The organism is Desulfovibrio sp. ZJ369, assembly GCF_011039085.1.
Lineage (GTDB): Bacteria > Desulfobacterota > Desulfovibrionia > Desulfovibrionales > Desulfovibrionaceae > Desulfovibrio.
This window is the reverse complement of sequence record NZ_JAAKEI010000013.1, coordinates 18,301-37,907: the sequence shown is the minus strand read 5'-3', so window position 1 is coordinate 37,907 and position 19,607 is coordinate 18,301. Positions and strand designations below refer to the sequence as shown.

Sequence of the window (19,607 nt, the reverse complement as noted above, 5' to 3'; positions counted from 1 at the left end):
AGCCCCATCAATATGTCCGGCGCGCGACCGGGCTTGTCAGCACGCCGCGGAGCGGCTAGGATGGGTTCGATAATCCGGGCGGCCCAAACCCGGCGGCCATAACCCCCGGCCCCCGGCCCCCCGGCCTGAACGATCCGCGCTGTCCGGGGAGGAAGGAGTATAGCCATGCGACGCACGCTTGTCACCCTCGCTCTGGGGCTGCTTTTTGCCGCGGCCACGGGCTGCGCCTCCCTTGGGGTCGGCAACCCCTTCAGCAATGACCCGCTGACCGGCGGCACGGCGGCCGGGGTCAGTCAATTGCTGGACGTGCCCCTGCCCATGGGCATGGAACGCTATGCCTCGCACGGCTATCTGACCCACGGCGTGGACGGCGGCCGCGAAGGCCTGGAAACCCTGCGCGGCAATGTGGACGCCTCACGGGCGGCGCAAAGCCTGTTCACAACCTTGCAGAGCCAGGGCTGGCAGTTGCGTCTTTCCCTGCGCAAAGGGGATCGCGCCGTGTACGTCTATGAAAAAGGCACGACGCTGGCAGTCCTGGCCTTTCGCCGCCAGACGGTCCTGACCATCCTGGAAATCTGGTCCGGCAGCCGCCTGCCCGACGGCGCGAGCCTGAGCCTGCCCGGTTCGGAAAGCCCCACGGCGGAACTGCCCGGCGAGGCGTATCCCCCGCTGGACACTGCCGGCGCGGCAGAGCCTGCCGCAAGCCCGCAGCCCGCGCCCGGCGCCACCGAGCATTGGGGCGACGGCGCCACGGGTTCCGGCGGCCTGCAGGAGCGCAACCTGTGACCCCTTTCGGGCAAAGCACGCATTTTGCCAACAGCCGCCTGCATTTGGGCGTCTGCGGCTCCGTGGCCTGCTGCAAGGCCCCGGAACTGTTGCGGGCCTGGCGCGCGCTCGGCATCCATGTTTCGGTGACGCTCACCGCCGGGGCGCGGCGTTTTGTGACGCCGCTGCTCTTTGAATCCCTGGGCGCGGCCCCGGTCTACACGGACATGTTCGCGCCCGGCCAGGAAGTATTCGCGCATCTGGAGCCGGGTCAGCACGCCCAGGCTCTGGTGCTGGCTCCGGCCTCGGCCGACGCGCTCTCGCGTCTGGCGGCCGGCGCGGCTTCGGATCTGCTCTCGGCGCAGGCCCTGGCTTTTGACGGCCCCCTGATCCTGGCTCCGGCCATGAATCCGCGCATGTGGGCCCACCCGGCCACACGGGCCAATACGGCCTTGCTGCGGGAGCGCGGCGCGCGGCTGGTGGCGCCCGCTTGCGGCGGCACGGCCTGCGGCGACCAGGGCGAGGGCAGGCTGGCCGAGCTGCCGGAAATTTTTCTCGCGGTCTTGCAGGCCCTGGCCCCGCAGGATATGGCCGGAAAAAAGGTGCTGGTCACCTTGGGGCCAACCCGTGAAGCCTGGGACGGCGTGCGTTTCTGGTCCAATCCCTCCAGCGGCCTGATGGGCGCGGCGCTGGCGATCTGCGCCTGGCTGCGCGGGGCCGAGGTGACGGCCGTCTGCGGCCCTGGCGGCGCGGCGCTTTTGCCGCAAGGCGTGCATCGCTGCGAGGTTTGCGGCGCGCGGGACATGTTCGAGGCCGCGCGCGACCTCTGGCCGGGCATGAACATGGGCATGTTCGCCGCGGCTGTGGCGGATTTTTCACCCATCCCGCTGGGCGCGCGCAAATTCAAAAAATCCGAGGCGCCGGAGGGCTTCAGCATAGCGTTTACGCCCAACCCCGATATTTTGCAGACCCTGGCCGCCGCGCGCCGCAACGGCCCGGACGCGCAAAAAATTCTCGGCTTCGCCGCGGAATGCGCGCCCAGCACAGAGGCGCTCCTGCCTTTGGCACGCGCCAAACTGGCCCGCAAAAAGGCGGATCTGCTGGCCGCCAATCAAATCAACGCGCCCGCCTGCGGTTTTTGTTCCCCTACCAACAGCATGGCGGTGGTGGACGCTCACGGCCGCGAGGAAATCTGGCCCTCGCAAAGCAAGGCTGACGTGGCCTGGGAGTTGTGCTCATGGCTTTTGCGGATCTGAACCCGCTGGGCGCACTCTGGCAAGGCCGCGGCCTGCACTGTCTGTTGCTGCCCCAGGACGCGCCCGCGTCCTGCTCCCTTTGCCGGGAGCCCACGCCGGGCGCGCCGCCTGCGCCGAAAAAAAAACCGGCCCCGGCGGCTGCGCCCCATGTCCGTCTGCCCCCTGCCGGCGCCGCGCCGCCGCGCGGCATGCGGACAGCCCAGAGCTACGCCGCCCGGGCGGCAGAAAATGAGGCGCGCCAGCGGGCGCGCGGGGAACGGAGCGAACAGAAAGAACGCGCGGAGCGGATCACCGGCGCTGTTCAGCCTGCGTTGGACAGATCTGCCCCTGCCCGAAACGAAGACGCCTGGCGGCCTTTGCCGCCTCATGCCTGGCCCGCGCCCTGGCAGCAGCGCCTGGCGGCCACGCGGCCGGGTCTGGTGCTCTGGACCTATTGGAAGCTGGGCCAGGATCTTGAAGGCCTGCGGGACGAAGGCCAGGCCGCGCGGCGCGCTTTTTTGCAGCGTTTGCTGGCCGACCTGGGCCATCCCGGCGGCACGCACACATTCTGGCCCGCCTGCCTGCCCACGGCATCCGCATTGCGCCCAGGGCCTCCCACAGCCGCGCGGGATGCGCTTGCGGCATCCCCCGCAAGCAGTGGGGCGGCGGCCCCTCACGACATGGAAGGTTCGGCCCCCTGCGACGACGCCGCGGCCAACCCCGACGTCTTCTGGTCCGGCGTGAGCAGGCTCGGCGCGCGCGGCGTGGTGGTCATGGGTTCGGCGGCGGTCAAGGCCCTGGCCTTGCCCGGCACGCTGCGCCCCTTGCAGCAGACCCGCCACCGCGGGCATCTGGTCTGGGTGCTCTGGGACGTGGATTATCTTCTGCATGAGGAGCAGCGTTATGCGGCCATGCTGGCCTTTTTGCGCCGGGCCTTGCGGCAGGTGACGCGCGGCTAGAACATTTTTTGATTGAAAATATCCATTTTCAATCACTTCGCTGCCATCATTTCGCGTCCAGAACGCGGTCTGGACGCTCATTCGGCGCGGGCGCCAGCTAATGCTGTCGCCAGAGCGTTTAGCTAATTTCATTAGCAAAACGCTCTAAACGCCGACGCGGGGGAGTGGACAAAACGTGTTCATCGCCATCGGCATCATGTTCCTGGGCCTTTTGCTCGGTTTTCTGTTGCGCGGCCAACGCCTTCTCACCGCGCTCACGCGCTGCGTCACGCCCGCGATCATGCTTTTGCTTTTTTCCCTGGGCGTGGCCGTGGGCGGCAATGAGACCCTGATGCGCAATCTGCCTCTGCTGGGCGGCAAGGCTCTGCTTCTGACCTTGGCGGGCGTTGCCGGATCTCTGGTCTGCGTGGCCGTGATCCGCCGCTGGTTCTGCGATTTGCCGGCAACGCCCTGCCCGCGGGCAGGGCGGAAAAGCGACGGCAAAAAACCCCGGCCGCAGCGCGGCCAATGACGCGCCGCCCGCGTCTGCCGCAACAACTTTGCCGCGTGCGCGCGGCCTGCAGCCAGGGCAGGGCAACCGCGCCCCTGGGGCGCACTACCGTATTGGGGGCGAAGTTCCGTATGTCCGGCAGCCTGCTGATTCTGGCTTTTTTCGGGGCGGGCATGGCCCTGGCCTGGCTGGGCCTGATTCCACGGTATTTTGTGGAGCATGACGCCACGCTGTATGTACTCTGGCTGCTGATGTTTCTGGTAGGTCTGTCCATCGGCTCGGATCGGCGGCTGGGCGAAATCCTGCGCACCTTGCGCCCGCGCGTGCTGCTTGCCCCGCTTGCCACCACTGTGGGCACGTTTGCGGGCGTGACCCTGGCCGGCATTTTTCTGGCATACAGTCTTGCGGACTGTCTGGCCGTGGGCGCGGGTTTCGCCTATTATTCGCTCTCGTCCATCGTCATCACCCAGTACAAGGGCGCGGAACTGGGCACCGTGGCGCTGATCAGCAACATCATGCGCGAAATTCTGACCCTTTTGCTCACGCCGTTGCTGGTCCGCTTTCTTGGGCCGCTGGCCGCCATCTCCTGCGGCGGCGCCTCGACCATGGATACAACCTTGCCGATCATCACCCGCTACGCGGGTCGGCAATGGATTTTCGTCTCCATTGTGCACGCCCTGATTCTGGATTTCAGCGTGCCCTTCTGGGTGGTTTTTTTCTGCACTCTCTGATCCTGTGACGCCGGCGTTCATCTTCCCGCCTTTTCTGCAGGGCGCGGATTGCCTGCGCAGCCACTGCCCGGACGCGGGTTTTTCGCGGCCAGCATTAGAGCATTTTCACTTTTATTTTATTTAGAGCATTTTCACTTTGAAAATGCTCTGCTGACGCGAAAGCGGCAGCCGCCGCAACGCGGCGTACATTCAGGCGAAAACCGCGTTTTTCGCCTGAATGCCACCTTTGACTTTCATAAAAAGTCAAAGGTAATCTGCTCTAAAGATGCGGGCTTCGCCGAAGAATACGCGGGCGGCGGCCCGCTATGTCGGAAGAACCAGGGCCTCAAACCAGAAAAGCCGCGCGTCCGGCGCGCTCCAGCTCCCGCGCGGCACGCCCGCCTTACGGCAGAGATTGTCCAGATACGCGCTTTGATCCCAGCCCTGCTCCACCGGAACCTGGGGCAGGAAGACGCCGCCGCGCCCCCTATACTGCAACGCCAGGCCGTGCCTCCCTACTTCAATCGCTGTTGGATCAGGGCAGGGCGCGAGCTCATCCAGCACGGAGATTTGCAGAGCCGCGCGGCCCCATTCATGCAGCGTGAGCGGGGGAAAGCGCGGGTCCTCAAAAGCGGCGGCCCGCGCCATGCGCCACACATTCTGATACAGGGGCTCCCGGCCTTGAACGGTACCGATGCAGCCGCGCAACTGCCCCTGCAAGGCAAGCGTTACAAAAGAACCCAGCGTGCGCCGCAACGTGCCGGGCGTTGCTTCGCTTCCGGCTGTGGCTTCTTGGCATTCCGGCTCCGGCGGCAGCGTTGCCCACCGGCCCGCCAACCCGCTTTCAATGGAGAGGCGGGCCAGCCGGGCCAGATATGCCTGCTCAGCATCGCTCAAGCGAAAGGAAAGCGCCATCTCCCCTCCTTGTCGGGCTCAACGGCCTCCTTGCGGGTTCTGCCGATATCGGGAAATCCATTCGCAACAGGCTCCAGGCAGCAGTGACGCAACCGACAGCACAAGAGATATCTTTGTCCCCTGCCGTGGCCGGCGAGCATTCCGGAAGTCGCAGCCCGACGCCGCCCGGCGCTCAGGAAAGAAATGCTCCCGCAGCCGCCGGAGCATTTCACAATGAAGGTACACGCAAAGAGAAAGACTCGGAACAAGAAATGCCACAACACAGTTGCGGCATGACTTGTAAAAACTCTCCTGCAAAAGCAGGCGCACCGGCCTTTGCTCCGGCGGCGAGTACCGTGCAATGTTAAAGGTTCACGGCTCTAGTCTTCGCCTTCGGCGTGCGACTGCTTGCCGGCGCCCTTGAGGCCGTACATGGTGGTGGAGCCGGAAGACCAGAATTCCAGCACTTCCTCATTGACCAGTTTGGTGAGGATTTTCTTCACCTCGCGGGGCCCCTTGTCCGGAAAAAGATCCACAAAATCCTTGAAATAAAATTTCGACTTGGCCGCGGATTTGCTTTTCAGAAAATCAACAACAACGTCTTTATCGTCTGCCATGAGCTGTCTCCTCTTGCGGCGGCGCATGTCGCGTTGCCGGGTTTAAACGCCTCCAGGAGAAAACAGGCGTCCCCTGGTTCTGCGCGCCGGATGCTCTCCGGCGGTAATGCGCCGCGCCCGCTTTCCGGACGCGGCGCATATCTGGCCTAGAACTTGAACTGCGTGCTCTGCCGCCATGTGTAGTAGGCGTGATCACGGAAGTCGTCAATCAGATGCTGGGTGAACTTCAGGCCCGTAAGCTTGAAGAAGCTCTCCCAGCCGATGCGTTCGGCCCAGTCGCCCAGGCGCTCGTATTTCTGGGCATTGGCCGCGTACACTTCCACAATGTGCTTCACGGTCTTGGTCAGGGTGGGCCAGCGCGGCGGCTCATTGGGAATGTAGGCCACAACCACCTTGGAGAACTTGGGCACGGAGAGGCGGTTGGAAACCTTGCCGCCCACCATGATCGCAATGCCGTCGCCCTCGCCGTCGGCAATGGGCAGGGCCGGGCACATGGTGTAGCAGTTGCCGCAGTACATGCAGCGATCTTCCTTGATGGCGATGGAATTCACCTTCTCGCCGTTGTACTCCACCTTGGTGGGGCGCACGGCGGCCGTGGGGCAGGCCGCAACGGCAAGGGGGATTTCGCAGAGCTGGTCGGCCCACTGGTGGTCGATCATCGGCGGTTTGCGGTGGATGCCCACCAGGCCGATGTCCGAGCAGTGCACGGCGCCGCACATGTTGATGCAGCAGGCCAGGGCCATGCGCACCGGCGCGGGCATTTTCATGTGGCTGAATTCGTCAAAGAGCGTGTCCATCACGCATTTCACCGGGCCGGAGGCGTCGGTGGCCGGCGTATGGCAGTGCACCCAGCCCTGGGTGTGAACCATGTTGCTGACGCTCGCGCCCGTGCCGCCCACGGGGAACTTGTGGGAGCCGCCATCGAACTTGCGGGAATTCAGGTCGTCGCGCAGGGCCTTCATGGTCTCTTCGTCAGTGACCATGAATTCGATGTTGTTGCGGGTGGTCCAGCGCAGATAGCCGCCGCAGTATTTATCGGCGATGTCGCAGGCCTCGCGGATGTGCGTGATCGACATGGTGCGGGCCCCGCCCACGCGCACGGTGTACACTTTGTCGCCGCTTTCGGCCACATGCAGCAGCACGCCGGGCTCCAGAATTTCATGATACAGCCACTTGCCGAAATTCTTTTTGATCACCGGCGGGAAATAGTCGTCGTACTTGTGAGGACCGATGTCGGTAATCCGGTTTTCCATCGGTTTCTGGGGATTGTACCCGGTAGAAATAAAAGCCATGTTCGTATCCCCCTTATGACTAGCGTTGATGGCGTTTGCGGTAAGCGGCGAGATCGCGGTTCCAGCCGCCGGGCACTTCTTCTTCCTTGAAGAAGATGTACGGGTTGGAGCGCGGTTCCTTCACATGGTAGGGGCCGGCCGGGGTGTCCGTGACTTCCAGGAGCTTCTGGAAGGACAGACGCTTCATGGTCTCGCCCACGCGTTCGCGGTTCTTGCCTTCTTCCATCCACCAATCCCAGATTTTTTCGATGACTTCCTTGACTTCATCGTAGGGGGATTCACAGGAGATGAAGGGAATCAGCAGCGAACCCATCTGCGCGCCGTCCACGACCGGAGCCTTGGCGCCCACCAGGATGCTCGCGCCCCGCTCGTCGCCGATGTGCAGGGCCTGGGGCATGGTGTTGATGCAGTGCATGCAGCGCACGCAGTCCGCGGTTTTCACGGAGAGCCTGGCGCCGTCCCAGTTCATGCAGTGCGTGGGGCAGCGATCCACGACTTCTTTCTGGATGTCGAACTTGCCCCAGTCGCGTCCGGCGTGCGCGCCCGCGTTAGGTTGGATTTCACCGGCCACATAGGCCTTGACCTTTTCCTGGTCGATCTTGATGTCGTCCTTCCAGGTGCCCACCACGGCAAAGTCGGAACGGGCCATGGCGCAGACGCAGCCGTTGGGGCAGCCGTCGAATTTGAACTTGAACTTGTAGGGGAAGGCCGGGCGGTGCAGCTCGTCCTGATAGTCCATGGTCAACTGATAGCACATATCCTGCGTGTTGTAGCATGCATACTCGCAGCGGGACTGGCCGAGGCAGGCTTCGGGCGTGCGCAGGTTGGAGCCGGAGCCGCCGAGGTCCACGTTCAGCTTATGCGTCAGCTCGTGAAAGACCTCTTCGAGCTGGACGGTCTGCGTGCCCAAAAGCACGATGTCGCCGGTGGAACCGTGCATATTGGTCAGGCCGGAACCGCGCAGATCCCAGATGTCGCACAAATCGCGCAAAAATTTGCTGCTGTAGTATTTGCCGGAAGGCTGGGCCACGCGCATGGTATGGAAGTGCGCCACGCCGGGGAACATTTCGGGCTGGTCGCAGTAGCGGCCGATGACGCCGCCGCCGTAGCCGAACACGCCCACAATGCCGCCGTGCTTCCAGTGGGTTTCCTTCTCATTGTAGGAAAGCTCCAGCACGCCCAGCAAATCTTCGGGGCAGTCCACGGGGATCTGGTAATCCAGGCCCTTGGGATTTTTGGCCCTCGCGGCCGCTTCCTGTTTGATGTCGGACACAAAGCTCGGCCAGGGGCCGCTTTCAAGCTCGTCCAACTTGGGGGTTGCATATTTCGCCATTGCCATACCTCCACATGGTTTGGTTGTATCACGCAGTAACGTGACATGCCGTTCCGGCGCTTCATGTTCCAGCGCGCCGTTCCCGGAATATCGCGAACCAGGATCGTGGATTTGCCGAATCCGGAACGCGCCCCGCCAACGCAACGGCCGCCTTGCCGCAGGCGGCCCGCGCAAGGGATTGCGAACGGGCGCACGGGCCGAAGCCTCGCCCCCAGGCCGCAACGCAGTCTCTCAGTTGCATATCTCATTTTCGTGCTGATGACAACCGGTGCGCCTGAACATTGATCGCGTTTTCACAGCGCCCCGGACACGGCAGGGCTGTGGACACGAGGCGAGACATTCGCCTTTTTGATGATTTTTGAACTTTTTTGCTGTGATTTCGCCTTATTAGTGTATCGCTTTCATTGAAAATGTGAATACTTCCACGGGCCCGCGGTCTTGGCAAAGAGGCGGCTTTACGCATAGAATGCTTTCGCCCGACAAGCGATTTTAGAGCAATTTCACTTTGAAATTGCTCTGGCGGCCGCGGGAGCGGACGCCCGCGCCGGCGGTAGCCGTTAGCAAGCTTTGCTTGCTTACGGATAGCGACAGCGGTTGCGTTGGCTGGCTGTCGCAGTAACCAGTTGCTGTCTTCATCCGTAGCTTCCTTCGTCGCAACGGCTGAAGCAATGAGCCTGAAAACCACGCTTTTCAGGCGCTTGTCCCGCTTGCGGGGAAATGATGGCAGCGCCGCTTTTGAAATTGAATAATTTCAAAAGCAAAATGCTCTAACAGCAAAAAGGGATGCCATGAAAGACGAACGCGGCTTGTACTACCACCCCCATGCGGGCGACAGCCTCTCCCGCGTGTATGTGCGGCGCGGCCCGGACGGCGAGGTGGAATTCCGCCTCTGGCGCGCGGATCATCCTGAAGTCTGGGAGCGCCACCCCTGGCTCAACCTGAGCGTGGTGCAGAACGCGGCCCGTTTCTATAAAGAGGAACGCAACCGCAATGCGGATCCGCTCAAGCTCTATGATCTGGCCGTGGCCAGGGCCCTGCTTGCCGAGGACGAGGCATGAGCGACCGCTGGTTGCTGGCCAACAGGGCTTTTTTCGTGCGCGATCTGGTGCGCGACTACTGCACGGTCTTTCAGTTGCTGGCGGCGCAGCGCCGCCGCTTTGAGCGGGACGGCGCGGTTTCTTACTCGGCCCTGCGCGATCTGTTGGGCGAGGCCATGCGCAAGGGCGTCTTCTGGCGGCTCAAGGATACTGCCCACCACCTCTTCCGCAACAGTTCCCTGGGCTCTCCGGCTGCCGGGGAGCAGCCGGTCATCCGGCTTTGGCAGTATGCGGGCAGCGCCTGCCCCGACGGCATGGTCGAGCAGAAACCGGTGGAAGCCCTGATCGACTGGTGCATCGGTTACGCTTTTCACGAATGCGCCAAACTCAAGGAAGACGCTTTCCAGGGCCAGCATTACGCCAGCCGCCTGCTCCAGTTGGGGCGTCATGCGGCAGTGAGCGGCGAGTTGTACGATCCCCTGCGCGAATTGGCGGCCCAAACCGCGGAGAGCTCGGCGCGCGAGCTTTCACGCATCCTGCATGTGCTCTCGCACGGGCTTTTTCTGCTGACCCGCTATCTGGCCGATGAGGGAGACAACAGCCATCTGGCGCGCTGGCTGGCCAGCGAGGAGGATATGGCGCGCGAGGTTTTCGGCGCGCAGTATCCGGCCCTTCTGCATGCGCTGTACGGGGATCGGCCCGGCAGGCTCTATGTGCTGGCTGCAGAGGATCTGCTGGAGGCCGGGCGGCGGCGGCCCGCGCTGGATTTGCTTTCCCGCGCGCGCAAGCTCGGGCGGCTGGACCACGAGGGCCTGGCTCAGCTTCACGCCCTCAGCCTTGCGCCTGATGCGGCGGATGCGGCCTGTGCGGCCTGTGTCGCGCCTGCTGACGCTTCCCGCAGCAAACCCGGACCCGCGGCATGAAAAAAGCGGCCCGCGCGCTCTGGGTCTGTGTGTCGCTTCTGCTGTGCGCGGCGCTTGTGAGCGGCTGCGGCTCGCGCGGCTCCTGGCGCAAGGGCGGCGTGCCGGGCAGCAAGCCCTATACCGTGCGCGGCAAAACCTATTATCCGCTTAAATCCGCGCACGGCTTTGTGGAAGTGGGCGTGGCTTCCTGGTACGGGCCGGGCTTTCACGGCAAAAAAACCGCCAACGGCGAGCGCTACAATCAGTATGCCATGACCGCGGCGCACAAGCTCTTGCCCCTGGGCACCAAGGTGCGCGTCACCCATTTGGGCAACGGCCGCTCAGTGATCGTGCGGATCAATGATCGCGGCCCGTTTGTGGAGGATCGCGTCATTGATCTCTCGCGCGGGGCGGCCACGCGCCTGAACATGATGGGCGCGGGCACGGCCAGAGTGCGCGTGCAAAGCCTGGGCGGCATCCCGCAATTGCGCGCCGACGGCGACATGCGCGGTCCTTTCTATGTGCAGGTGGGAGCCTTTGCCGACAAGCAGAACGCCCACAGGCTGGTCCGCATCCTGACGCAGGCCGGGCACAAGGGCCGCTTGCAGTTCGGCAGCAACAACATGTGGAACGTGCAGGTCGGCCCCTGGACCGACTCTTTCGGCGCGCAAAAGATGCTGCGCCTGTTCAAGGCCCTCTATCCCAGCGCCTTTGTGGTAGGGGGAAGCTAGAGCATTTTGCTCATGAAAGTAGAGCATTTTTTGATTGAACATATTCATTTTCAATCAAAAAATGCTCTGAGGCCGGAGGGCTCGTGAAGCCGCCGCCCGGCGAATCCGGCCGGCAGGCCGGTTTGCCAGAGCAACTTCAGGCTCCGCGTCATGATCCGGGCCTGCGGGATCCGTCAGCTACAAGTTGGCCGCGTACCAGTCCCCGGCAAGGCGCAGGCCCTGGCGCACGTCAAAGCGCGGCTCATAGCCCAGCAGCGTGCGGGCCCGGCTGATGTCGGCCAGAGAATGGCGCACGTCTCCGGCGCGGAAATCACGGTGCACGGCCTGAGCCGTGGCCGCGGCGGGCAGATGGCGGGCCACCTCCTCGCGGATCAGCGCGAAAAGCTCATTGAGGCTGGTGCGCCGGCCGAAAGCCACGTTATAGATTTTGCCGCGGGCTTCTTCGCCGGCAAAGCTGGCCAGCAGATTGGCCTGCACCACGTTGTCGATATAACAGAAGTCGCGGCTGGTCTCGCCGTCGCCGTTGACATACACGGTTTCAGCCTTGAGCAGACTGGCGAACCACTGCGGAATGACCGCCGCATACGCGCCGTACGGATCCTGGCGTTGGCCGAAGACGTTGAAATAGCGCAGGCCCACGCTGTTGAAGCCATAACAGCGGGCAAAGACGTCGGCGTACAGCTCATCCACATACTTGGTCACCGCGTACGGCGAAAGCGGGCGGCCGATATTGTCCTCCACTTTGGGCAGTTCGGGCGAGTCCCCGTAGGTGGAGGAAGAGGCCGCGTAGACGAAACTTTCGACCCTGGCGTCGCGCGCGGCCATCAGCATGTTCAAAAAGCCGTCTATGTTGCAACTGTTGGACAGCAGCGGATCGTCAATGGAGCGCGGCACAGAGCCCAGGGCCGCCTCGTGCAGCACATGCTGCACGCCCTCGCAGGCTCTGGCGCAGGTTTGCGGATCCCGGATATCTCCCTCAATGAAGGTGAACCGGCTCCAGGCCTCAGGCCCCGTCAGATCCCGCACCATGTCCAGATTTTTCTGGTAGCCGGTGAGAAAATTATCCAGCCCGACGACGGTCTGGCCCAGATTCAGCAAATGCTCCAGCAAATTGGAACCGATAAAACCGGCCACGCCCGTCACCAGCCAGCGGCTGGGGGAAGCGGCCATGGTTTTGCACAAGGCTGCATACGCGCTCATGATTGCGTCCTGTTCATTGTGTGCTGCATGTTGATGGAGACGCGGCCGGGCCCTGATGTTTCAGGGCGAGGCGCGAATCCTGTTTTTGTACCCCGCAAGGCGCGGCCTGTAAAGTCGGGAGCGGCGCGGAAGGTTTCACTTTCAGAGTAAAATTATTTTCTCAACCATATAAAATTACAATGAATTTTTTACGAAAATCATCTCAAAGGCGAATCCCTCCCTCTGCCGCGTGGGGAGGCGGCGCGCCTCTTTTCAGGCCCGGTCTCTGGTGCTATAGCTTGAGCGCGTACGTTGCGTTTGCCGGAAACCAAAACCGGCCCAAGGGAGAAAGAGAGGCATGAAAATCATTGTCCTGGGCAACCAGGCCCGCGCTCTGGCCAACTTCTGGAGCGTGCTGATCCGCCGCATGATCGGGGCCGGGCATACGGTCATCTGCTGCGCGCCGCCCGGCGATCCGCAGGCGGATGCCGATCTGGAAACGCTGGGCGCGAGCCTGCTGCACTATGAGCTGGATCGCAAGGGCCTTAATCCCTTGCGGGATTTGCACACCTTTGCGACGCTCAGGCTGCTTTTCCAGCGGGAAAAACCGGATCTGCTCTTTGCCTCCACCATAAAACCGGTCATTTACGGCTGCATGGCCGCGCGCCGGGCAGGCGTGCCGCACATTTACGCCACCATTACGGGCCTGGGCTATGCCTTTGAAGGCGGCAGCCTTTTCAAAAAATGCGTCAACCGGATCAGCGTGCTCCTGTACCGCCTGGCGCTCCGCAAGGCGGAAGGCGTTTTCTTTCAGAATCAGGACGACATCCGCACCTTCCGCGAGGCGGGCATTTTGCAGTCTGGCGCGCGCGTGCTCACGGCGCGCGGCACCGGCGTGGATGTCCGGCGTTTTGCCGAGATGCCCTTTCCCAAGCTGCCGCCGGCCGGGCCGGCCGTCTTTCTCCTGGTGGGGCGCCTGTTGGAGGCCAAGGGCCTGCCGGAATACGCCGCGGCCGCGCGCCTGCTGAAAACCCGCCATCCTGAAGCCCGTTTTCAGGTGCTGGGGCCGCCGGAGCAGGGCCTGGGCAGCGTGAGCCTTGCGCAGGTCAAAGCCTGGCAGGATGAGGGCAGCATCGAATACCTGGGCGAAACGCGCGACGTGCGGCCTTTTGTGGCCGCCGCGCATGTGCTGGTGCTGCCGTCCTGGCGCGAGGGCACGCCCACCGCGATCATGGAGGGCATGAGCATGGGCCGCGCGGCTGTGGTCACGGACGTGCCGGGCTGCCGGGAAGTGGTGCGCGATGGCGTCAACGGCCGCCTGGTGCGGCCGCGCGATCCCGAAGCCCTGGCCGCTGCCATGCGGACATTCATAGAAACGCCCGCGGCTATTCTCCGCATGGGCGCGGCCGGGCGCAAACTGGCGTTGGCCGAATTCGACGCCGAAAAAGTGGCGGCGCGGATCTTGCGGGACATGCATGTGCCCGCTCCCGAACAAGAGGACAGACCATGATCAGCACATATCGCAGGGGGCTTTTGCAGGCCCTGGATATTTTTTGCCTGCTGCTGGCCCTGACCATCACCGGCGTGACCACCATTGCGCCGGATTTGAGCGTGTTTCAGGATTATACGGGCGCCTCGCTGTTCACCATCTTTTTTTACATGCTCTTTTTCTACATCCTTGACGCGTACAGCGTGGGCCTGGAAGATTTCAAGGAAACCACGGGCAGGGTGCTGGTGGCCTGCGTGCTGGGCATCATTTCCTCGGCCACGGCCTCCTATGCCTTTGATCACTGGCGCTTTGACCGCGAAACCCTGCTGCTGCTCTTTGCGCTCTCGTTCTGCTTCAGCCTGGGCTGGCGCTGGCTGTATTACCGCAATGCGGACCGGCTGACCCATCCCCTGCGCATCCTTCTGGTGGGCGTGGACCGCGCGGGCAAGGTGCGGCAGTTGCTGGCCGAAGGCCTGCCCCAGGCCAGGATCCTCGGCTATGTGGGCGAACCGGGCCAGGACGCGGACGCGGGGCCCTGCCTGGGGCCGCCCTTCCTGGCGCTGGAGATTGCCGGGGAAAAGAAAGCCACCATGATTCTGCTGCTGCCCGACGCGCCCATTGACGACGACATCGCCCATGAGCTGCTGGAAGCCAAGCTGTGCGGCCGCATGGTGGTGGACATCCGCACCTTTTACGAACATGTGGTGCAGCGTCTGCCCCTTTCGCAGATCAACGACGAATGGCTGTTGCAGACCGAGGGCTTTTCGCTGAACACGCGCGGCTCGCTGCGGCGGCTGAAGCGGGCTTTGGACGTGCTGATCTCTCTGGTGCTGCTGATCCCGGCCACGCCGATCATGCTGCTCACGGCCCTGATCGTGCGCCTGGAATCGCCCGGGCCGGTGATCTACCGCCAAAAACGCGTGGGCCTGTATGAAAAGGAATTCACGGTCTATAAATTCCGCTCCATGCGCGAAGATGCGGAGAAAAACGGCGCGGTCTGGGCCAGCGCGCATGACAGCCGGGTCACGCGCTTCGGCAGGTTCATCCGCAAAGTGCGCATCGACGAGCTGCCTCAGATCTGGAATATCCTCAAGGGCGACATGAGCTTCATCGGTCCGAGGCCCGAACGCATGGAATTTGTGGAAAAACTCAAGCAGGATATCCCTTATTACAGCCTGCGCCATACCGTGAAGCCGGGTCTCACGGGCTGGGCTCAGGTCTGCTACCCCTACGGCGCGTCAGAAGAGGACGCCCGCCGCAAGCTGGAATACGATCTCTATTACATCAAAAACATGTCTATCCTCTTGGATATTCATATTATTTTTAAAACAATGGGCGTGGTGCTCTTTCCCAAGGGCGCGCGCTAGAGCGGCTTGCTAATGAAATTAGAGCATTTTTTGATTAAAAATATCCATTTTCAATCAAAAAACGCTCTAGGCTGCCCGGCCCGGCCAGCGCGTTGAAACGTGCATGAGGCCGTCCTTGCGCAACAGGCAACAGGCGCAGCCCGGCAGGGCATCCGCCAGTTGCAGGGCTTCGCGCGCAGGCATGACCGCCAGGGCCGTGGCCAGCGCGTCGGCCGTGAGGCCGTCGGGCGCGGTCACGGTCACTCCGGCCAGCGCCGGGCTTTGGCCCGTGGCCGGGCTGACCAGATGATTGTGCCTTTGCGCGGCGTCGTAAAAAACTTCATAGCCGCCGGAAGTGGCCATAGCGCCGCCCGATGCAAGATCCACGATCTGCGGAAAACGCCCGCGCTTCTGAGGATCTTCCACGGCCACGCGCCAGGGCGTATCCAGCGCTTTGCGGCCGCGCGCCACAATGTCCCCTCCGGCATTGACCAGATGATCCGGGCAGCCCGCGGCCGCAAGCTCCCGGGACATGGCCTCGGCAATATGCCCCTTGGCAATGCCGTCCAGGGTGACGCCCATGCCTGCGCGGGCAAAGTCGATCCGGCCCGCGCCGCAACGCAGATGATCCGCGCCCACCAGTTCCAGGGCCTGGCGCATTTCGGCGGCGTCCAGGCGCATGACGCCTTGAGGATTACGCCCGGCCTCCAGAAGACGCAGCACGGGCAGCACGGTCACGTCAAAAGCGCCGTTGGTCACCACGCCCATGCGCCGGGCGCGCTCCAGCAGGGCCATGAGCGCCGGCGGCGCATCCGCCAGAGATCCCGCGGCATTGAGCGCGCTCAGGGCCGAGCCCGCGGCAAAGCGGCTGAACACGTCCGCCAGTCCGCGGCCCACGGCAAAGGCGCGGCCCATGCCCTCTTCAGCCTGCGCCGCCGGGGCATTGGCCACGCTGAGGCTGACAATGGCGCCCATGAACAGGCTTGTCCGGGTCAGGGGAACATGCCCCGTGTCCGCCGCGCCTGCGCCGGCGCGGGCGGTCATGGGCAGCAGCGCAGGCGCCAGAGATGCGGCCGCAAGAACGCCGCCTCCCAAAAACGCGGCGCGCAAAAAAGAACGACGGCTATACTGCTTCGACATGCTGCCTCCGGCTTGCGACATGATTTCAGACTCTGTATCGCGCAAAAATCATGCCTCCTGTTATAACAAGTGCCAGCCACACCAATGCAATTATCATGCTGCTACGTCTGAGAAACAGCGACGTATTGGCGGCGGTCGCAGGTGTATTCCTTACCGTTGCGGCTCTCGCGGATACCCAATCCCGCATCCCCGGTACGGGTCATGCATTGCCCCATCGTCGTGTCGATAAACTCCGACAATTTTTTGGAATTCTCCAGACGCCTTGCGATCCTTTCGCACTTCACATGGTGGCAGTCGCGCCCGTCCAGCACATTATAGATACAGGACACCCCGGTGCGTTTTTTCATGTTCGCGAGCGTGCCCTGTACGGCGACGATAGCATTCTGTAAATTGTCGCACGCAATCTGGACGGAATCCGGCTCATTACGCTGGTTCTGCGGCAAAATGGCGTACGCGATCTTCGCGTCAATGACGCCAAATCCCGCGTCCAGCGCCTGCTGAATCTGTGCCTGCAGCTCCTCCAAATTGGCGGCCGGATGCAGATTCAGCCGGCCGGTCGTGGGATCGTATACCGGGGTGGACGTAGCCGTGGTGGTGTTCTGACGCGCCATAATAAAATCCTCCTACCCATAGATCTGGGGCCGGGCCGCATTTTGCTCAGGCGCCCGCGCCGTTTCGGGAGCCGCGACGCGAACCGCGCTTCCGGCGTCCTGGCCCGTGCCGGAGGCGGTCTCAAACGCGCCGGCCGCGCGGGTGTCCCGGAAAATGTGGCGCGGGCAGGCGCTCACGCAGGCCTGTTCGCAGATGGGTCCGTAAGAAAGACATTGGAGCTGATCAATGACAATGCGGTCGTCTTCCAGGCGCACGGCCCTGGCCGGGCAGGCCTTGATACATTTGCCGCATTTGATGCAGCCCACGTTGCAGACATCCATGACCGCGCGCAATTTGTCTCTGGTATTGCAGTACACGGCGACTCTGGCCCGTTGCGGCGTAAGCTCCAGCACCCCGCGCGGGCAGACGGAGACGCAGACGCCGCAGCCCGTGCATTTGCCCGGATCCACGCGCACCAGGCCGTCGCGCACTTGCATAGCCCCAAAGGGGCAGGCCTGCACACAGTCGCCGAAGCCCAGACAGGAATACACGCAAACGTCCGTGCCGCCGCGCATCAAGGCCGCGGCCGCGCAGGAAGGCATGCCCTGATATTCATAGCGCGGGGCCACCTTGCCGCTCAGCTTGTCGCAACGCCGCAGCGCATAGAGAGGCTCGGCCTCGGCCACGGTCTTGCCCGTGAGCTCGCCCACGGCAATGCTCGTTTCCGCGCCGCCGGCGCAGCATTTATTGGCCGGAATCGCCGGATCGTTCACAACCGCAGTGGCGTACCCTTCACACCCGGCAAAACCGCAGCCTCCGCAGTTGGCTCCGGGCAAGGCCTCCACCACGGCTTCCACCCTGGGATCCTCCCTGACGTAAAAAATCCGCGAGGCCACGGCCAGAATGATCGAGGCCGCAAGCCCCAGGACCAACAGGGTCAGAATGGAGACAACAACCATAACGGCATCCTCGGCTGGAACAGATTACCGGAAAAACGCCGCTCCCGGCCAGATCGGCGAAAGCGCGTTGCGCATTGCTTCAGTGGGCGCAAACGCCATTGGACGTTCATTGCAACGTGACAATGCGTACTTGTCAGATAGTCCTCTTTTCCTTCTCCGCAAGCGTCTTTCGAAACTTCAGGCGAAGCTTCAGGCCAAAACTTCAGGCCGTGGCTCGCGCCCGCCGCCGGGCGGAACAAAAAAACGGCGCGCGGGGGGCGTCACTGGCCCATGCCCTTGAAGCCCATGAAGGCCAGCGACATGAGCCCGGCCATGATCAGGGCAATGGGCGTTCCGGCCATGACTTTGGGCAGGCGACAGGTGTCCAGGCGCTCGCGGATGCCGGCCATCAGCAGCAGGGCCAGAGTGAAGCCCACGCTGTAGGCCGCTGCCCAGAGCAGGGAATCAACCAGATCAAAACCCTCGCGCTGCACCAGAATGGCCACACCCATCACCGCGCAGTTGGTGGTGATCAGCGGCAGAAAAATGCCCAGCGCCGAATACAGCGGGGGCACGGCTTTTTTCAGAAACATTTCCACAAACTGCACCAGAGAGGCGATAACCACAATAAAGACAATGGTCTGCAAATAGTCCAGATTATACGGATCAAGCACATGGCGCTGCATGAGCCAGGTGCACAGCGTGGCGACGAGGGTCACGAAAATCACCGCGCCGCCCATGCCCAGAGCCACGCCTTTTTCCCTGGAACAGCCAAGATACGGGCAGTTGCCCAGATACTGCGCCAGGACGATGTTATTGACAAAAATGGCGGAAATAAAAATCGCAAAAACTTCCATGTGCCGCTCCTTGCCGCTATGGAGTACAAGCCCGGGGCAGATAGCCGTGATGCCGTTGTTCAGAGCGCGCGTGCCGCAGGCGCGGCCGTACCCGGAAACAGGCACTGCGGATCGGATCCCGCGCCGCCATGCTTAGAGCATTTTCTGATTGAAAATATTCATTTTCAATCACTTCGCTGCCATCATTTCGCGTCCAGGCTTCAGCCGTTGCGACGAAGGAAGCTACGGATGAAGACAGCAACTGGTTACTGCGGCAGCCAGCCAACGCAACCGCTGTCGCTATCCGTAAGCAAGCAAAGCTTGCTAACGGCTACCGCAACGCGGTCTGGACGCTCATTCGGCGCGGGCGCCAGCTAACGCTGTCGCCAGAGCGTTTAGCTAATTCCATTAGCAAAACGCTCTACTGCTCCTCGCGCGCGCCCAGGCCGCAGGCCCGGCAGCCGCCGCAACCCTGGTTCATGGCCTGAGCCTGCGCGCCCTTGCGTCGGGCCTGCCAGACATTGATCACATTCATGCCCGCGAGGATCAGGCCCAGGCAGATGAAGGCGCCCGGAGCCTGAACCATGATACGGAACGGCTCAAAGTTTTCCCACATGACGCTGTGGCCGAACCAGGTGCCATTGCCCAGAATTTCGCGCAACGAGCCCAGAAAAGTCAGGGAGAGCGTAAAACCCAGGCCCATGCCCAGGCCGTCGGCCACGGACCCGGCCACGCCGTTTTTGGCGGCAAAGGCTTCGGCCCGGCCAAGGATGATGCAGTTGACCACGATCAAAGGCACAAAGATGCCCAATTGCTGATACAGTGGATACGCATAGGCCTGCATGAGCAGCTCCACGGCCACCACCAGAGAGGCCGCAATGACGATAAAGCAGGCGATGCGCACTTTTTTCGGAATAATGCCGCGCACCATAGAGATCAGCATATTGGAGAGCACCAGCACAAAAATAACCGCAAGGCCCATGCCCAGGCCGTTGTCGGCCGAATTGGTCACGGCCAGGGTGGGGCAGAGGCCCAGCACCAGGCGGAACGGGGGCAGCTCTTTCCAGAGCCCCTTGGTAAATTCCTTCATCACGGTCATGACTGCCTCCATCTGGCAAGGGCG

20 protein-coding genes are annotated in these 19,607 nt (G+C 62.7%); 10 read left to right on the top strand and 10 right to left on the bottom strand.

What is annotated here, in order from left to right:
* Nucleotides 1-165: 165 nt before the first annotated feature.
* From G7Y51_RS06325 to G7Y51_RS06305, 5 genes are all read left to right on the top strand, one after another.
* On the top strand, nucleotides 166-786 hold the full coding sequence (locus G7Y51_RS06325; RefSeq protein WP_165175663.1) for a hypothetical protein: 621 nt from the start codon (nucleotides 166-168) through the stop codon (nucleotides 784-786).
* Nucleotides 783-2,021 carry a bifunctional phosphopantothenoylcysteine decarboxylase/phosphopantothenate--cysteine ligase CoaBC gene (gene coaBC / locus G7Y51_RS06320; RefSeq protein WP_165175661.1) on the top strand — a complete coding sequence of 413 codons (1,239 nt, stop codon included), beginning with the start codon at nucleotides 783-785 and terminating at the stop codon, nucleotides 2,019-2,021. The genes G7Y51_RS06325 and coaBC overlap by 4 nt, the downstream gene beginning before the upstream one ends.
* Nucleotides 2,003-2,959: a hypothetical protein gene (locus G7Y51_RS06315; protein WP_165175659.1), complete on the top strand. Its 957-nt coding sequence runs from the start codon at nucleotides 2,003-2,005 to the stop codon at nucleotides 2,957-2,959. The genes coaBC and G7Y51_RS06315 overlap by 19 nt, the downstream gene beginning before the upstream one ends.
* A 175-nt stretch (nucleotides 2,960-3,134) precedes the next feature.
* Nucleotides 3,135-3,470, top strand: a complete 336-nt coding sequence (locus G7Y51_RS06310; protein WP_165175657.1) for a LysO family transporter — start codon at nucleotides 3,135-3,137, stop codon at nucleotides 3,468-3,470.
* Complete coding sequence (locus G7Y51_RS06305) at nucleotides 3,467-4,180, top strand: lysine exporter LysO family protein (protein ID WP_241160156.1); 714 nt, start codon at nucleotides 3,467-3,469, stop codon at nucleotides 4,178-4,180. The genes G7Y51_RS06310 and G7Y51_RS06305 overlap by 4 nt, the downstream gene beginning before the upstream one ends.
* 303 nt (nucleotides 4,181-4,483) lie before the next feature.
* Here the strand turns inward: G7Y51_RS06305 and amrA are convergent, their stop codons facing one another.
* The 4 genes from amrA to dsrA all read right to left on the bottom strand — a co-directional run bounded on the left by amrA (nucleotide 4,484) and on the right by dsrA (nucleotide 8,295).
* Nucleotides 4,484-5,074: an AmmeMemoRadiSam system protein A gene (gene amrA / locus G7Y51_RS06300; protein WP_165175655.1), complete on the bottom strand. Its 591-nt coding sequence runs from the start codon at nucleotides 5,072-5,074 to the stop codon at nucleotides 4,484-4,486.
* A 359-nt stretch (nucleotides 5,075-5,433) separates the two neighbouring features.
* Nucleotides 5,434-5,670 (bottom strand): dissimilatory sulfite reductase D family protein, encoded by a 237-nt coding sequence (locus G7Y51_RS06295; RefSeq protein ID WP_165066107.1) that lies wholly within the window; start codon nucleotides 5,668-5,670, stop codon nucleotides 5,434-5,436.
* A gap of 146 nt (nucleotides 5,671-5,816) precedes the next feature.
* Nucleotides 5,817-6,962, bottom strand: a complete 1,146-nt coding sequence (gene dsrB, locus G7Y51_RS06290; protein ID WP_165066104.1) for a dissimilatory-type sulfite reductase subunit beta — start codon at nucleotides 6,960-6,962, stop codon at nucleotides 5,817-5,819.
* A gap of 19 nt (nucleotides 6,963-6,981) precedes the next feature.
* Nucleotides 6,982-8,295, bottom strand: coding sequence for a dissimilatory-type sulfite reductase subunit alpha (gene dsrA, locus G7Y51_RS06285; protein WP_165175653.1), 1,314 nt, complete (start codon nucleotides 8,293-8,295; stop codon nucleotides 6,982-6,984).
* A gap of 788 nt (nucleotides 8,296-9,083) precedes the next feature.
* Here dsrA and G7Y51_RS06280 point away from each other — a divergent pair.
* From G7Y51_RS06280 to G7Y51_RS06270, 3 genes are read left to right on the top strand one after another with little or no spacing between them, the layout of a single operon-like run.
* Complete coding sequence (locus G7Y51_RS06280) at nucleotides 9,084-9,353, top strand: hypothetical protein (RefSeq protein WP_165175651.1); 270 nt, start codon at nucleotides 9,084-9,086, stop codon at nucleotides 9,351-9,353.
* Nucleotides 9,350-10,255, top strand: a complete 906-nt coding sequence (locus tag G7Y51_RS06275; protein ID WP_241160155.1) for a hypothetical protein — start codon at nucleotides 9,350-9,352, stop codon at nucleotides 10,253-10,255. Before G7Y51_RS06280 ends, G7Y51_RS06275 begins: the two co-directional genes overlap by 4 nt.
* Nucleotides 10,252-10,965 carry a septal ring lytic transglycosylase RlpA family protein gene (locus tag G7Y51_RS06270; protein ID WP_165066095.1) on the top strand — a complete coding sequence of 238 codons (714 nt, stop codon included), beginning with the start codon at nucleotides 10,252-10,254 and terminating at the stop codon, nucleotides 10,963-10,965. The genes G7Y51_RS06275 and G7Y51_RS06270 overlap by 4 nt, the downstream gene beginning before the upstream one ends.
* A 177-nt stretch (nucleotides 10,966-11,142) precedes the next feature.
* On the opposite strand, the gene G7Y51_RS06265 is transcribed toward G7Y51_RS06270, so the two are convergent.
* Nucleotides 11,143-12,165, bottom strand: a complete 1,023-nt coding sequence (locus G7Y51_RS06265) for an NAD-dependent epimerase/dehydratase family protein (RefSeq protein WP_165175649.1) — start codon at nucleotides 12,163-12,165, stop codon at nucleotides 11,143-11,145.
* A gap of 337 nt (nucleotides 12,166-12,502) precedes the next feature.
* Here G7Y51_RS06265 and G7Y51_RS06260 point away from each other — a divergent pair, with 337 nt between their 5' ends.
* Together G7Y51_RS06260 and G7Y51_RS06255 are read left to right on the top strand one after the other, a co-directional pair.
* Nucleotides 12,503-13,654, top strand: a complete 1,152-nt coding sequence (locus tag G7Y51_RS06260; RefSeq protein ID WP_165175647.1) for a glycosyltransferase family 4 protein — start codon at nucleotides 12,503-12,505, stop codon at nucleotides 13,652-13,654.
* Complete coding sequence (locus G7Y51_RS06255) at nucleotides 13,651-15,000, top strand: sugar transferase (protein WP_165175645.1); 1,350 nt, start codon at nucleotides 13,651-13,653, stop codon at nucleotides 14,998-15,000. The genes G7Y51_RS06260 and G7Y51_RS06255 overlap by 4 nt, the downstream gene beginning before the upstream one ends.
* 66 nt (nucleotides 15,001-15,066) lie before the next feature.
* Here the strand turns inward: G7Y51_RS06255 and G7Y51_RS06250 are convergent, their stop codons facing one another.
* The 5 genes from G7Y51_RS06250 to G7Y51_RS06230 all read right to left on the bottom strand — a co-directional run bounded on the left by G7Y51_RS06250 (nucleotide 15,067) and on the right by G7Y51_RS06230 (nucleotide 19,583).
* On the bottom strand, nucleotides 15,067-16,119 hold the full coding sequence (locus tag G7Y51_RS06250; protein ID WP_165175643.1) for an FAD:protein FMN transferase: 1,053 nt from the start codon (nucleotides 16,117-16,119) through the stop codon (nucleotides 15,067-15,069).
* Nucleotides 16,120-16,220: 101 nt separating this feature from the next.
* Entirely contained in the window at nucleotides 16,221-16,730 is a 510-nt protein-coding gene (locus G7Y51_RS06245) for a hypothetical protein (protein WP_165175641.1), read from the bottom strand.
* Nucleotides 16,731-16,742: 12 nt separating this feature from the next.
* Nucleotides 16,743-17,669 carry an RnfABCDGE type electron transport complex subunit B gene (gene rnfB / locus G7Y51_RS06240; RefSeq protein WP_165175639.1) on the bottom strand — a complete coding sequence of 309 codons (927 nt, stop codon included), beginning with the start codon at nucleotides 17,667-17,669 and terminating at the stop codon, nucleotides 16,743-16,745.
* Nucleotides 17,670-17,929: 260 nt separating this feature from the next.
* On the bottom strand, nucleotides 17,930-18,505 hold the full coding sequence (locus G7Y51_RS06235; RefSeq protein ID WP_165175637.1) for an electron transport complex protein RnfA: 576 nt from the start codon (nucleotides 18,503-18,505) through the stop codon (nucleotides 17,930-17,932).
* 400 nt (nucleotides 18,506-18,905) lie between these two features.
* Entirely contained in the window at nucleotides 18,906-19,583 is a 678-nt protein-coding gene (locus G7Y51_RS06230; protein WP_165175635.1) for an electron transport complex subunit E, read from the bottom strand.
* Nucleotides 19,584-19,607 lie beyond the last annotated feature (24 nt).

Bases quoted from the DNA above. Each gene is read 5' to 3' on its own strand.
- G7Y51_RS06305 (WP_241160156.1), top strand. From the start codon at position 3,467: ATGACGCGCCGCCCGCGTCTGCCGCAACAACTTTGCCGCGTGCGCGCG.
- amrA (WP_165175655.1), bottom strand. From the start codon at position 5,074: ATGGCGCTTTCCTTTCGCTTGAGCGATGCTGAGCAGGCATATCTGGCC.
- G7Y51_RS06265 (WP_165175649.1), bottom strand. From the start codon at position 12,165: ATGAGCGCGTATGCAGCCTTGTGCAAAACCATGGCCGCTTCCCCCAGC.
- G7Y51_RS06270 (WP_165066095.1), top strand. From the start codon at position 10,252: ATGAAAAAAGCGGCCCGCGCGCTCTGGGTCTGTGTGTCGCTTCTGCTG.
- dsrB (WP_165066104.1), bottom strand. From the start codon at position 6,962: ATGGCTTTTATTTCTACCGGGTACAATCCCCAGAAACCGATGGAAAAC.
- G7Y51_RS06295 (WP_165066107.1), bottom strand. From the start codon at position 5,670: ATGGCAGACGATAAAGACGTTGTTGTTGATTTTCTGAAAAGCAAATCC.
- rnfB (WP_165175639.1), bottom strand. From the start codon at position 17,669: ATGGTTGTTGTCTCCATTCTGACCCTGTTGGTCCTGGGGCTTGCGGCC.
- G7Y51_RS06325 (WP_165175663.1), top strand. From the start codon at position 166: ATGCGACGCACGCTTGTCACCCTCGCTCTGGGGCTGCTTTTTGCCGCG.
- G7Y51_RS06235 (WP_165175637.1), bottom strand. From the start codon at position 18,505: ATGGAAGTTTTTGCGATTTTTATTTCCGCCATTTTTGTCAATAACATC.
- G7Y51_RS06230 (WP_165175635.1), bottom strand. From the start codon at position 19,583: ATGACCGTGATGAAGGAATTTACCAAGGGGCTCTGGAAAGAGCTGCCC.
- G7Y51_RS06250 (WP_165175643.1), bottom strand. From the start codon at position 16,119: ATGTCGAAGCAGTATAGCCGTCGTTCTTTTTTGCGCGCCGCGTTTTTG.
- G7Y51_RS06275 (WP_241160155.1), top strand. From the start codon at position 9,350: ATGAGCGACCGCTGGTTGCTGGCCAACAGGGCTTTTTTCGTGCGCGAT.
- G7Y51_RS06255 (WP_165175645.1), top strand. From the start codon at position 13,651: ATGATCAGCACATATCGCAGGGGGCTTTTGCAGGCCCTGGATATTTTT.
- G7Y51_RS06280 (WP_165175651.1), top strand. From the start codon at position 9,084: ATGAAAGACGAACGCGGCTTGTACTACCACCCCCATGCGGGCGACAGC.
- dsrA (WP_165175653.1), bottom strand. From the start codon at position 8,295: ATGGCGAAATATGCAACCCCCAAGTTGGACGAGCTTGAAAGCGGCCCC.
- G7Y51_RS06245 (WP_165175641.1), bottom strand. From the start codon at position 16,730: ATGGCGCGTCAGAACACCACCACGGCTACGTCCACCCCGGTATACGAT.
- G7Y51_RS06260 (WP_165175647.1), top strand. From the start codon at position 12,503: ATGAAAATCATTGTCCTGGGCAACCAGGCCCGCGCTCTGGCCAACTTC.
- G7Y51_RS06315 (WP_165175659.1), top strand. From the start codon at position 2,003: ATGGCTTTTGCGGATCTGAACCCGCTGGGCGCACTCTGGCAAGGCCGC.